Source organism: Serinicoccus chungangensis (genome assembly GCF_001483745.1).
Lineage (GTDB): Bacteria > Actinomycetota > Actinomycetes > Actinomycetales > Dermatophilaceae > Ornithinicoccus > Ornithinicoccus chungangensis_A.
Genome location: NZ_LQBL01000030.1, coordinates 45,762 through 58,167 on the forward strand (window position 1 = coordinate 45,762; position 12,406 = coordinate 58,167).

Below are 12,406 nucleotides of genomic sequence, written 5' to 3' on the forward strand. Positions count from 1 at the left end.
AAGGAGGTGGCACGGCAGATGTCGCTGCCCGCCTCGTCCCCGACCCCCACGGAGGACCGCGGCCCCGCCCCCGGCGGCGAGCGGGCCCTGGTCGACCCCGGCGAGCAGCGCACCCGCGCGTCGCTGCCCCCGCGACACACCGCGGCCCCGGGTGCCGCCCTCGAGGCCACCCCCGACCGGCGCCGCAGCCCGCGCCGCGGAGGTCGCGGCCCCCGCGACGTCGACCCGCGGCCCGGGCACATCCCGGGTCTGGACGGCCTGCGGGCCATCGCCATCCTCGCGGTCCTGACCTTCCACTTCGTCCCGTCGGCCCTGCCCGGCGGGTTCCTCGGCGTCGACGTCTTCTTCGTCGTCAGCGGCTTCCTCATCACCACGCTGCTGCTGCGGGAGATCGACCTGCGCGGACGGGTCGACCTGCCCACCTTCTGGCGACGACGGGCGCGCCGGCTGCTGCCCCCGTTGGCCGTGGTCGTGCTGGTCAGCGTCGCCACCGCCCGGCTGGTCGGCGGCGACCTGCTCGTCGGCATCGGCCGGCAGACCCTCGGCGCACTGACGTTCACCAGCAACTGGCTGGAGATCGCGGCCGGCGCGAGCTACTTCCACAGCACCAGCCCCATCCTCTTCGTCAACTTCTGGAGCCTCGCGGTCGAGGAGCAGTTCTACCTCCTGTGGCCGCTGGCGCTGGTCGTCCTGCTCGCGCTCGCCCCCACCACCCGCTACCGCGTCGCGGCCGTCGTGCTGCTCGGGCTCGCCTCGACCGTGCTCATGGCTACCCTCCTCGCCACCGGCGCGGACGCCACCCGGGTCTACTACGGCACCGACACCCACCTCATGGGGCTCATGGGAGGGGCGGCGCTGGCCCTCGCCTGGGCCGACCCCGGGCACCGGGCCGGCCTGCGCACCCGCACCTGGCGACGGGTCCGGGGCCCCGCCGTCGTCGCCGCGCTGCTGGTCCTGGGCGGTCTGATGCGCTGGTCCGGGGAGGACTCGCCGCTCACCTTCCGCGGTGGCATCGCGCTCGCGTCGGCCGCCACCGTCGTACTCGTGGCGGGGCTCCTCGAGGCCCCCTCGCCGTGGCGGCGGGCCATGTCGCTGCGGCCGCTGGCCTGGCTCGGGCAGCGCTCCTACGGCATCTACCTCTGGCACTGGCCGGTGCTCGTCATCGCCGGGGCGCTCGTCCCGTACGCCGTCGGCACCGCCCGCGGCACCGCGGTCCTGCTCAGTGCCCTGGTCATCACCCTGGTCCTGGCCGAGCTCTCCTGGCGGCTCCTCGAGGTGCCGGTCCGTCGCCGGGGCATCCGTGCCAGCATCCGGGCCGCCGCCCGGTGGTTCACCCAGGGGTGGCACCGCAGCAGGCGTCCGCGCATCGTCGCGGCGGGTCTGGCGCTGCTGCTGCTGGCCACCGTCGTCGCGCTGATGACCGCCCCGGAGAAGTCCGCGACGCAGCGCCAGATCGAGCAGTCGCAGACCCGCATCGACAACGGCACGCCGGCCCCCGCGCCGACCCAGGAGGGGCCGGACGAGGCCGTGCGCCGGGGCAGCGGGCTCGGCGCGACCCTCGGCGCCGGTGCCGAGGGGTCCGACGGGGACGCGGCGGAGGACGCGGCGGGCGACGAGGAGGCGGCGGCCGACGAGGGCGAGGAGGGGGCCACCGAGGCGGAGGCCGCACCGTCGCCCGGTGAGGTGGACGTCAACGGCAGCACCTTCGCCGAGGACGCCGACGGGTTGCTCGTGCCCGCCGGGTCCGACCTCACCGCCATCGGCGACTCCCTGGTCGTCACCAGCGCCGACGGCCTGACCTACCGCTTCCCCGACATCGCCTTCGTCGCCGAGTCCAACCGTCAGTGGGGCGACGCGACGCAGCGGGTGGACGAGGCCCTCGAGGCCGGGACCGTCCGCGACAACGTCGTCCTCCACCTCGGCACCAACGCCGGGGTCGACGAGGAGGCGCTGCGGGCGGTGCTGGACAGGTTCGGTCCGGAGCGCAACGTGGTGGTCATGGACCTCTACGTCCAGGCCTCCTTCACCGAGTCCTCCAACGAGACCCTCCGGGAGGTCGTCGCGGACTACCCCCACGCGGTCGTCGGGGAGTGGAACGCGACGATCAGCGAGCAACCCGAGACGCTGCAGAGCGACAACGTGCACCCCGACCTCGACGGCATGCACGTCTACGCCGAGGTCGTCGCCCGCGCCTTCGACGAGCTCGCCCGCCGCGGCTGAGCCCGCCGGGCCCGACCCGCGCGGCGCGTCGTGCCCCACCCCGGTCAGCACTCCCGTCCGCCGCCCGGATGTGGCAGGCTCAGGGGCGTGAACATCGTCCTCGTCGAGCCGCACTTCCCGAAGAACCAGCGCGAGTTCGCCCGGGCCCTGGCGGAGGCCGGCGCCAACGTCATCGGCATCGGCGAGACCCCGCTGGACTACCTGGACGACCAGCTCACGTCCTGGATGGTCCACTACGAGCAGGTCGGGTCGGTGACCGACCGGGCGCAGATGACCGACGCCGTGCGCCGCGTCCAGGGCATGGTGTGGGTGGACCGCATGGAGTCGACCATCGAGTCCCACCAGATGGTGGCCGCCCAGGTCCGTGAGGACCTCGGCATCCCCGGCACCTCGGTGCGCACCACCTGGCTGTGCCGCGACAAGCCCTCGATGAAGGAGGCGCTGCGCGCCGCCGGCGTGCCGACCGCCCGGTCCACCGGGGCCGACGACGCCGCGCAGGTGTGGGACTTCGCCGCCGCTGTCGGCTACCCGCTCATCCTCAAGCCGCGGGACGCCGCCGGCGCCGCCGACACGGTGCGCGTCGGCTCGGACACCGAGCTCTCGGCCGCGCTGGAGCGCATGGGCCGCTACAGCTCGATCGCGGTCGAGGAGTTCATCGAGGGGCACGAGGGGTTCTACGACACCGTCTCCGTCGACGGCCGCATCGAGCTGGACTTCGCCTCCCACTACTTCCCCGGGGTGCTGGAGGGGATGCGCTCGCGGTGGATCTCCCCGCAGTTCGTGGCGACCAACCGCATCGACGACGGCGGTCTCTACGACGAGATCCGCGCCATGGGTCACCGGGTCAACGAGGCGCTGGGGATCGGCACGTCGGCGACCCACATGGAGTGGTTCCACGGTCCGCGGGGGCTGACCTTCTCCGAGATCGGCTGCCGGCCGCCCGGGGTCGGCTGCTGGGACCTCTACTGCGCGGCCAACGACATGGACGTGTATGCCGCGTGGGCGCAGTCCGTCGTGCACGGCGAGGTGCGCGAGCGCCCCAGCCGCAGCCACAGCGCGGGCATCGTCGCGCTGCGTCCGGACCGGGACGGCGTCATCAGCGGCTACAGCGGGCTGGAGGACGTGGAGAACCGCTACGGCCGGTGGATCATCGACGCGCACGTCCCGGTCGCCGGCACGGGCACCCAGCCGGTCGAGGCCGGCTTCATGGCCAACGCGTGGATCCGGATGCGGCACCCGGACTTCGACGTGCTGCGGGACATGCTCGACGACGTGGGGCGCACGGTGCATGTCTATGCCCGCTGAGGGCTCCGCCGAGGGCGACGGCCACGGGGCACCCGACCACCGGATCACCCTGCTGGGCCCCCAGCGCGACCCCGTCGTCGACGAGGTCATGCGCTCCCTGCGGCTCGAGGGTGCCCGGGTGGCGACCATCACCGCCGGGTGGCGCGACCGGGAGCAGGACGACACGGTGCTCGTCGACCAGCTCGGCGGCCGGTGCGTCAACCTCGGTCTGTGGCAGCGCATGCAGCAGATCTGGGAGGAGGACCCCGAGCTGGAGCACGCCGACCGGCGGCGCCGGCAGGTCCTCACCGAGATGCAGGAGCTCTACCTCATCGGGCTGCAGAAGGCGGTCGAGGCCTGCACGCGCATCCGGGGCCACCAGCCGCGCGACGCCCGGGTGCACCGGATGGCCGTGGAGGACGTCCTCGAGATCATCCGCGAGCTGGACGAGCGGCACGTCCAGCGGGTCGCCGAGGTGAACGACGAGTTCTTCGCCACCCACGAGCCGCAGCACCGGGACCCCGTCGTGCGGGGCCGGCACGAGGTGGGCCGCCTGGTCGGCGAGTGCGAGGCCGTGGTCATCGCCGGCGGGCACGTGGGCGTGCTCCTCGGTACCCTGCACATGTTCAACCTCGCCCCGGTGCTGGCCACCGCCGTGCCGGACCCGCGCGACCCCAGGGGCGTCCACGCCCGCGTCGACCGCCCGGTGATCGCCTGGGGTGCCGGCGCGATGGCGATCACCGAGCGGGTGGTGCTGTTCTACGACGACTCGGTCGTCGCCCCCGGGGTGGCCGAGGTGCTCATGGACGGGCTCGGCCTGACCCGCGGCCTGGTCGCCCTGCCCTCCGCCACCGACCGGCTCGACATCAAGGACCCGGACCGCATGCGCACCCTCACCCACCGGTGCCACCCGCGGGTGGCGCTGCCCCTGGACCCGGGTGACCGGGTCACCCTCACCGCGGACGGCCGGGTGCCCGAGGGCACCCGGGTCTTCGGGCCGGACGGCACCGTGACGAGGTATGCCTCCCCCGTCCCCCCGACCCCCGACACCCCCGCCGGCGCGACCACCACCCCCGGGCAGGAGGACGCGTGAGCCAGCAGACGGCATACCCGCTGCCCCCGCGGCACAAAGGCAAGCTCGCGATCAACGCGCTGCGCGCCCGCCGGCTGGACGAGCAGGTCGTCGAGCGCTTCCTGGCCGAGCGCGAGGTGCCGATCGTGGAGGGAGCGAAGTGCACCTTCCTCTACCGCGGCCACGCCGACGGGGTCGCCGTCCGGCACCGCATCGTCAACCAGCCGCAGCACGTGCCGATGAAGCGGCTGGAGGTGCCCGAGGGCACCACCCCGCTCTGGTACGTCACCATCGAGCTGCCGGCGGCGTCGCGGGTGGAGTACCAGATCGAGGTGCGCCAGGGCGAGGCCGTGGAGACCTTCAACGACCCGCTCAACCCGCACGTGGCGCACAGCCCGGTCGGGTCCTCCAGCGTGTGCCAGGCCGCCGGCTACCAGACCCCGGCGTGGGTCTCCCCGCAGCCGGACGCCCGGCCGGGAGAGCTGGTCGACCTCACCGTCCAGAGCAAGGCGCTGCGGCGGGCGACCCACCCGCGGGTCTACCTCCCGGCGCGGTTCCGGCGCAGCAGCCGCTACCCCTTGCTCGTCGTGCACGACGGCGACGACTACCTGAACTACGCCGCCATGCGCACGGTGCTCGACAACCTCATCCACGACCTGGACATGGCCGAGACGATCGTGGTCTTCACCAACCCCGGGGACCGGCTGCGCGAGTACCCCAACTCCGCCCCGCACGCGCGTCACCTCACGACCGAGCTGCTGCCGGCCCTGGAGGAGCAGCTGCCGCTCATCCGCCGCTCGGACGCCCGCTGCCTCATGGGCGCCAGCTTCGGGGCCGTCGCCTCGCTGTCCACCGCCGCCCGCAACCCCGGCGTGTGGGACAACCTCTTCCTGCAGTCCGGGTCCTTCGTCTTCACCGACATCGGCTCCGACCACGGCGGGGGGCCGGCCTTCGACCCGGTCGTGCGGTTCATGAACCGCTACCGTGAGCGTCCCCGACGGGTCGCCGAGCGGATGTTCATCACCTGCGGCGTCTACGAGCCGCTCATCGTGCCCAACCGCTCGATGGTGCCGGTCTTCGAGTCCACCGGGTCACGGGTGCAGTACGTCGAGTCACGGGACGGCCACTCCTGGGAGAACTGGAGAGACCGGCTGCGGGACGGGTTGTCGTGGATCTTCCCGGGTCCGCAGAAGCTGGTCTACGAATAAATCGATACATGAGAAGAAAGACGAAGGTCCGGCATGGCTGACCGCATCACCTATCTCCTCGTCGACGGGGAGAACATCGACGCGACCCTGGGCAACTCCATCCTGGGCCGCCGCCCGCACCCGGACGAGCGCCCGCGGTGGGACCGCCTGCTCACCTTCACCCAGGAGACGTGGGGGCAGAGCGCCAAGGGGCTCTTCTTCCTCAACGCCAGCAGCGGGTTGCCGATGTCCTTCGTCCAGGCGCTGCGCGCGCTGGGCTACACCCCGGTGCCGCTGTCCGGGACGGCCGAGGAGAAGGTCGTCGACATCGCCATCCAGCGCACGCTGGAGGCGCTGCACGCCCGCACCGACGACGTCATGCTCGTCAGCCACGACGGGGACTTCCTGGAGACGGTCACCCCGCTCATCGACGGCACCCGCCGCGTCGGTCTCATCGCCTTCGAGGAGTTCCGCAACGCGGGCTTCCAGCAGCTCGTGCACCAGGGCATGGAGTTCTTCGACCTCGAGCACGACACCCGGGCCTTCAACGCCCCGCTGCCCCGCCTGCGCATCATCCCGATCGCCGAGTTCGACCCGGCGCAGTTCCTGCAGTAACGGCGTCGCCGCAGATCAGAAGGTATGCATTGGGTAAAGAGTAGTGACTTCCGTGACTCCTGAGGTTAGTGTCGCTGCGTCCCTCTGAAGCAGTCAGACGCGGCCGGACGTCTCCGGTCAAGGAGATCCGTCATGCCCTCTGCCCGTCGCTTCGTGCTGTCCGCGCTCACCGCGATGGCCCTGGTCGTGCCCGGCGTCGGTGTCGACGTGGCCCTCGCCGCCGACCCCTCCGGGGACCCCGAGCACCGCTCGGTGGCCCTCGACCCGGTGCCGCAGGCCACCTCCGGCGAGGGCTCCGACGTCCTGCGGGGGACGCTGGACGTGGACGAGCAGGCCGTCACCGTCGTGGGGGTGCGCTGGTCGGGCCCGCAGGAGGGTGGGGCCCGGATGCGGGTGGAGCAGGACGGGGCCTGGGGTGAGTGGACCTCCCTGGAGGACGGCCTCGCCACCGGCCCCGAGGAAGGCGAGGGCGCAGAGGAGGCCGAGGGCGACTGGGGCACCGAGGGGACCGTGCTGCTCGACGCCGACCGGGTCCAGGTGGAGCTCTCCGGCGCGACCGAGGACGCCCGCATCGAGAGCTGGACCACCCACGTCACCGAGCAGGACGCCGCGACGGTGGCCGAGCTGCCGGTGCCCGACGCCGAGCCGGACGGCCTGGTCGTCGCCCGGCGCAAGGACTGGGCCCAGGGCATGGACCTCATCCCCAGCGCCGGGCCCATCCGCCCCTCGGCCAAGATGGGCATCACCCTGCACCACACCGCCACCGACGCCTACTACAGCGCCGAGGCGGTCCCGGCGATGCTGCGCGCGGTCTACCGCTACCACGCGCACACCCTCGACTGGCGCGACGTGGGCTACAACGCCATCGTCGACCGCTACGGGCGGGTCTGGGAGGGCCGCTCCGGCGGGCTGGAGAACAACGTGCAGGGCGCCCACTCCTACGGCATGAACTACGACTGGTTCGGGCTCAGCTCGCTCGGCAACCACGAGATCAGCCCGGTGCCGCAGGCCGAGCTCGCCGGCCTGGCCCGGACCGCCGGGTGGGTCCTCAACCTGCACGGGGCCGACGTCGGCCAGCAGAAGCGCTACACCAACGCCTACCTGGGCTGGACCCGCACCCTCTCCACCCTGCACGGGCACCGCGACGTCTACGCCACCAGCTGCCCCGGCTGGCAGATGTACCAGATGCTCGGCGCCCTGCGCACGATGGTCGCCGCCGAGCAGCGTCTGGAGCGCACGGCCGTGCAGCGGATCGGTGGCTCCACCCGCTACGACGTCGCCGCGGGCCTCGCCCACGAGGGCGCCGCCTACGGCGTGGACACGGCCTATGTCACGCAGGGCCCGGAGATCGCCGACGCGCTGGGGGTCGGCCCGGTCGCCAGCAAGGGGCACGCCGCCGTCCTGCTGACCCGCCCCGACGCGGTCCCGCCGTCCACCATGGACGTGCTCGAGGACATGGGCGCCCTGGAGGTCGTCCTCGTCGGGGGCACCCAGGCCGTCACCCCCGCCGTGGGACGGGCGTTCGAGGCGCAGGGGTATGCCGTGCGCCGCGTGTCGGGCACGGACCGCTACGACACCGCGGTGCAGCTCAGCTACGAGCAGGAGTGGCACAGCGGCACCGTCTACCTCGCGAGCGGCAGCAACCTCACCGACGCCCTCGGGGGTGGCGCGGCCGCGGCCCACGTCGAGGCACCGATGCTGCTCACCCGGACGACGAACCTGCCGCCGGTGACCGCGGCGCGGCTCGCCGAGCTCGCGCCCCAGCGCGTCGTCGTCCTGGGCGGGACGGGCGCGGTCGCCGAGTCGGTGGTCCGGCAGGCGCAGCAGCTGCTGCCCGGCGCGAGCATCGAGCGGATCGGCGGCGGCAACCGCTACCAGACGAGCGCGCTCATCGCGATGGACGCCTTCGAGCACTCGACCACGGCGGTGCTCGCGGCCGGCGACGCCCCGGTGGACGCGATGGCCGGCACCCAGCTGGCGGCGGACCGCTCGGCCCCGCTGCTGCTGGTGCGCAAGGGCTGCCGGACGAGCTCGGTGGACGAGGTCTACGACGCCCTCGACATCCGCCTCTCCCGGCTCGCCGGCGGGTCGGGCGTCCTCTCCTGGGAGGCCGGCTCGACCACCTGCTGACTCCCGGGGTGGAGAGCCGGCACCCGAGCCGCCCCAGGCGCCGCCTCTCCATCCCGGGTCCCTCCCTCGCCGGCGCCACGCACGAGGCACGATGGCGGGGTGAACGTGCGCGAGCTGGTCCGGACGAGCCCGGCCACCCGGGCGGGGCTGTCCATCGCGGTGGCCACCGGGGCCTACGGGGTGTCCTTCGGCGCGCTCGGCACGGCCAGCGGTCTGGGCGTGCTCGAGGTCTGCCTGCTCAGCCTGCTGCTCTTCTCCGGGGGCTCGCAGTTCGCCTTCATCGGGGTGCTGGCCGGGGGCGGCAGCCCCGCCTCGGCCGCGGGCGCGGCCACGCTGCTGGGGCTGCGCAACGGGGTCTACGGCATGCAGGTCAACACCCTGCTGCGGCCGCGGGCTGGCGTCGGCTCGCGGCCGCGCAGGTCACGATCGACGAGTCGACGGCCATCGCCCTGGGGCAGACCGACCGGGTCGAGCAGGGGCGGGGCTTCTGGACCGCGGGCCTCGGGGTCTTCGTGCTCTGGAACCTCATGACCCTCGTCGGCGCTCTGGCCGGGGACGCGCTCGGCGACCCGCGGCGGTGGGGCCTGGACGGCGCCGCGGTGGCGGCCTTCCTCGGCCTGCTCTGGCCGCGCCTGCGCGGACGTGAGCCCTGGGCGGTCGCCACGGTCTGCGCGGTGGTGACCGTGCTGGCCATACCTCTCGTGCCACCGGGCATCCCCATCCTCGTCGCGGCCGCCGTCGCCGCCCTCGTCGGGTGGTGGGGGCGCGAGCGCGCGCCCGAGGAGGTGGCCGCACGATGACGGTATGGCTGTGGCTGCTCGCCGCGTGCGGGCTGGCCTTCCTCACCAAGCTCAGCGGCTACCTCGTGCCGCACCGGCTGCTCGGCTCGCGCACCCTGGTCCGGGTCTCCGGGTGCATGACGGTGGGGCTGCTGGCCTCCCTGGTGACGATGAACGTCGTGGCGGACGGCCAGGCGCTCGCCCTGGACTCCCGGGTGCTGGCGCTAGGGGCGGCCGTGGTCGCCCTGCTCCTGCGGGCGCCCTTCCTGCTCGTCGTCGTCGTGGGCGCGGCGGCCGCGGCGCTCGGCCGGCTCGCGGGACTACCGTGACCGGCATGACCCGCCGCAGTCGCTCCTGCGGCACGCCCTGGCTCTTGCTCCTCCTGGGCGGGCTGTGGGTGCTGGTGCCCGCGTGGATCTGGCCCACCCGGGCGGGGGTGCTGCTGGCCGGGCACCCGGCCTACCCCGTCGCCGTCTCGCTCGCCGCGGTCGTCGGCGTCCTGCTGCTCGCCGCCGGGCTCCGCAGCAGCCGGGCCCGGGGCAGGAGCGGGACCAGGGACGTCACCCCTCCCCCCGGGCAGCCGCGGCGCCGAGGGCACTGGCTGCGGGTGGTGGGACGCGTGGCGGCGGTCGCGACGAGCGTCCTCGTGCTGGGGGTCCTCGCCTGGCTGCGGCCCTTCGGCGCCAGCTCGCAGGCCGTCGCCCTCGTGGAGGGCACGTCCGAGGTCGCGGTGACCGACTCCGCCACGCGGATCACGCTCACCCCGGCGGGCGAGGCACCGGCGGACGGGCTCGTCTTCCAACCGGGCGCGCGGGTCGACCCCCGGGCCTACCTCCCGCTGCTCACCCGGATCGCCGCGGACGGCCACCTGGTCGTCGTCGTCAAGCAGCCCTTCGACATCGGCTTCGCCGCGGCGGGGGCGCCGGGGGCGGTCATCGAGGACCATCCCGGGATCGGAACCTGGGTCACCGCCGGACACAGCCTCGGCGGCGTCGTCGCCTCGACGTATGCCGCCGACCACCCCGACGAGATCGACGGCCTGCTGCTCTGGGCGTCCTACCCGCTGGACGACCTGAGCGGGCGGGAGGACCTGGCCGTCGCCACGGTGTCCGGCAGCGAGGACGGGCTCGCCACCCCGGCCGACATCGAGGCCAGCCTGGCCGACCTGCCGCCGGACACGCAGGTGGTCGAGGTCGCCGGCGGGATCCACGCCTTCTTCGGCGACTACGGCGAGCAGCCGGGCGACGGCATACCGGGGATCAGCCGGGCGCAGGCGCAGGCGGAGATCGTCGAGGCCAGCCTGGCCCTGATGGACGCCGCGGGCGCGCCTTGACCGGGCGACTGGCCCGCTGACCTGCCCCGTCACCCCACCTCGCCTGGATAGGGTGGAGGGGACCGCCCGGCGCCGTGCAGGCTGAGGGGACGGTCGCCGTGGGTTCTGCGTCCATGTCGGGCCACGACCCACCGGTTGGACCACACGTCATACCTGAGGAGCCCCATGGATCTCGCCGGTCCCGTCCTGATCGTCGCGTTCGTCGTCATCGTCCTGGTCGTCCTGGGGGTGGTGGCCTTCGTCTACGCCAAGGTGCGGTTCAAGATCGCCACCCCCGACGAGGCGCTCATCATCACCGGTCGCAAGAGCGGCACCCCCGTCATCAACCCCGAGACCGGCGACGAGACCACCGACCTGTCCGGCCAGCGGGTGGTCATCGGCGGCGGCACGTTCGTCAAGCCCATCTTCGAGCAGGTGGCGCGGCTGTCGCTGGCCTCGCAGAGCTTCCCGGTCACCGCCGAGGACGCCACCACCAAGAGCGGGGTCGGGGTGACCCTGCGCAGCATCGCCGTCGTCAAGGTGGGGGGCACCGAGCGCATGGTGCGGGCGGCCGCGCAGCGCTTCGCGGGGCGCAGCCAGGAGCAGGTCATCGAGCAGCAGACCAGTGAGGTGCTGGTCGGTGTGCTGCGCACCATCGCGGGCACGCTGACGGTGGAGTCGATCCTCTACGAGCGGCAGGACTTCTCCAAGGAGGTCAAGGACATCGCCGTGCCGATGCTGGCCGAGCGCGGGCTCATCCTGGAGAACTTCGAGATCCAGACGGTCGAGGACTCCGGCGACTACATCCGCAACCTGGGCCGGCCGCGCGCCGCCGCGGTCGCCCGGGACGCCGAGATCGCCGAGGCGCAGGCCCGGCAGGAGAGCACCGAGCGCTCCAACGAGTCGGCCGTGCAGATCGCGGAGTCCGACAAGGCGCTGGCGCTGCGCAACGCGCAGATCGCCCGCGAGACCGCGCAGGCCGAGGCCGAGGCCGGGGCGGCGAAGGAACGCGCTGAGGCCGAGGCGCAGCAGTCGGTGCTCGTCGAGCAGGAGCAGGTGGCCCAGCGCCGGGCGGCGCTGCGCGAGCAGGAGCTGCAGACCGAGGTCCGCAAGCCGGCCGAGGCGCGCAAGTACGAGGCGGCCCAGGAGGCCGACGCCCGCAAGTACGCCGCGGAGCAGGAGGCCGAGGCCGCCAAGACCACGGCCATCCGCAAGGCGGAGGCCGAGGCGCAGCGCACGACCGCGCAGGCCGACGCGGAGGCCGCAGCCCTGCGGGCCCGCGCCGAGGCCGCGCTGGTCGAGCAGCAGCGGAACGCGGAGGGTGCGCTGGCGCAGGCCCGCGCCGAGGCCGACGGGGTGCAGGCGCGCGGTGAGGCCGAGGCGGCCGCCGAGCGGGCCAAGGGCGAGGCGCGCGGTGCCGCGATCAAGGCTGAGGCCGACGCCTACCAGACCTTCCCCGAGTCGGCGCGCCTGCAGATGGTGCTCGACGCGCTGCCCAAGATGGCCCAGCCCTACGCCGACGCCCTCGGCAGCATCGACGACATCACCGTCATCGACCGCGACGGCGCCTCCCGGCTCTCCGGCCAGGTCTCGACCGGGGTCCAGGAGCTGGCGAAGCAGCTGAAGTCGCAGACCGGCATCGACCTGCTGCAGATGCTGCGCAGCGGGCGGTCGGCCGACGACCGGCCGGCGGACGAGGTCGTCCCGTCGGCCACGGTCGACACGGCGGACAGCACCGTCGACGGCTGACCGGGCGGTCCGTCGCGCGGACGCGTCGACGCCTCCGGTGACACGGGCCCCGGCCCGG

Annotated in this window: 9 protein-coding genes and 1 pseudogene; all 10 read left to right on the plus strand. The window is 73.7% G+C overall.

Annotation, left to right across the window (positions count from 1 at the left end; all coding sequences use genetic code 11):
• Positions 1-18 precede the first annotated feature (18 nt).
• The 10 genes and pseudogenes from AVL62_RS12445 to AVL62_RS12490 all read left to right on the plus strand — a co-directional run bounded on the left by AVL62_RS12445 (position 19) and on the right by AVL62_RS12490 (position 12,348).
• On the plus strand, positions 19-2,220 hold the full coding sequence (locus AVL62_RS12445; protein ID WP_058891988.1) for an acyltransferase family protein: 2,202 nt from the start codon (positions 19-21) through the stop codon (positions 2,218-2,220).
• Between the two features lie 87 nt (positions 2,221-2,307).
• The gene (locus AVL62_RS12450; RefSeq protein ID WP_058891989.1) at positions 2,308-3,525 is read left to right on the plus strand and encodes an ATP-grasp domain-containing protein; all 1,218 of its coding nucleotides are present in this window, start codon (positions 2,308-2,310) and stop codon (positions 3,523-3,525) included.
• Positions 3,515-4,597 carry a hypothetical protein gene (locus tag AVL62_RS12455; protein WP_058891990.1) on the plus strand — a complete coding sequence of 361 codons (1,083 nt, stop codon included), beginning with the start codon at positions 3,515-3,517 and terminating at the stop codon, positions 4,595-4,597. The genes AVL62_RS12450 and AVL62_RS12455 overlap by 11 nt, the downstream gene beginning before the upstream one ends.
• A complete protein-coding gene (locus tag AVL62_RS12460; RefSeq protein WP_058891991.1) occupies positions 4,594-5,784 on the plus strand; it encodes an alpha/beta hydrolase-fold protein in 1,191 nt (396 codons plus the stop codon). Before AVL62_RS12455 ends, AVL62_RS12460 begins: the two co-directional genes overlap by 4 nt.
• Positions 5,785-5,817: 33 nt before the next feature.
• Positions 5,818-6,378 (plus strand): NYN domain-containing protein, encoded by a 561-nt coding sequence (locus tag AVL62_RS12465; protein WP_058891992.1) that lies wholly within the window; start codon positions 5,818-5,820, stop codon positions 6,376-6,378.
• Positions 6,379-6,510: 132 nt separating this feature from the next.
• A complete protein-coding gene (locus AVL62_RS12470) occupies positions 6,511-8,508 on the plus strand; it encodes a cell wall-binding repeat-containing protein (RefSeq protein ID WP_058891993.1) in 1,998 nt (665 codons plus the stop codon).
• 99 nt (positions 8,509-8,607) lie between these two features.
• Positions 8,608-9,308: pseudogene (locus AVL62_RS12475) on the plus strand (AzlC family ABC transporter permease).
• A complete protein-coding gene (locus AVL62_RS12480) occupies positions 9,305-9,616 on the plus strand; it encodes an AzlD domain-containing protein (protein WP_058891994.1) in 312 nt (103 codons plus the stop codon). The pseudogene AVL62_RS12475 and the gene AVL62_RS12480 overlap by 4 nt, the downstream one beginning before the upstream one ends.
• 5 nt (positions 9,617-9,621) lie before the next feature.
• Positions 9,622-10,620, plus strand: coding sequence for an alpha/beta hydrolase (locus AVL62_RS12485; protein ID WP_153011784.1), 999 nt, complete (start codon positions 9,622-9,624; stop codon positions 10,618-10,620).
• Between the two features lie 165 nt (positions 10,621-10,785).
• Positions 10,786-12,348, plus strand: a complete 1,563-nt coding sequence (locus AVL62_RS12490) for a flotillin family protein (RefSeq protein ID WP_083518932.1) — start codon at positions 10,786-10,788, stop codon at positions 12,346-12,348.
• The last annotated feature ends 58 nt before the right edge of the window (positions 12,349-12,406 follow it).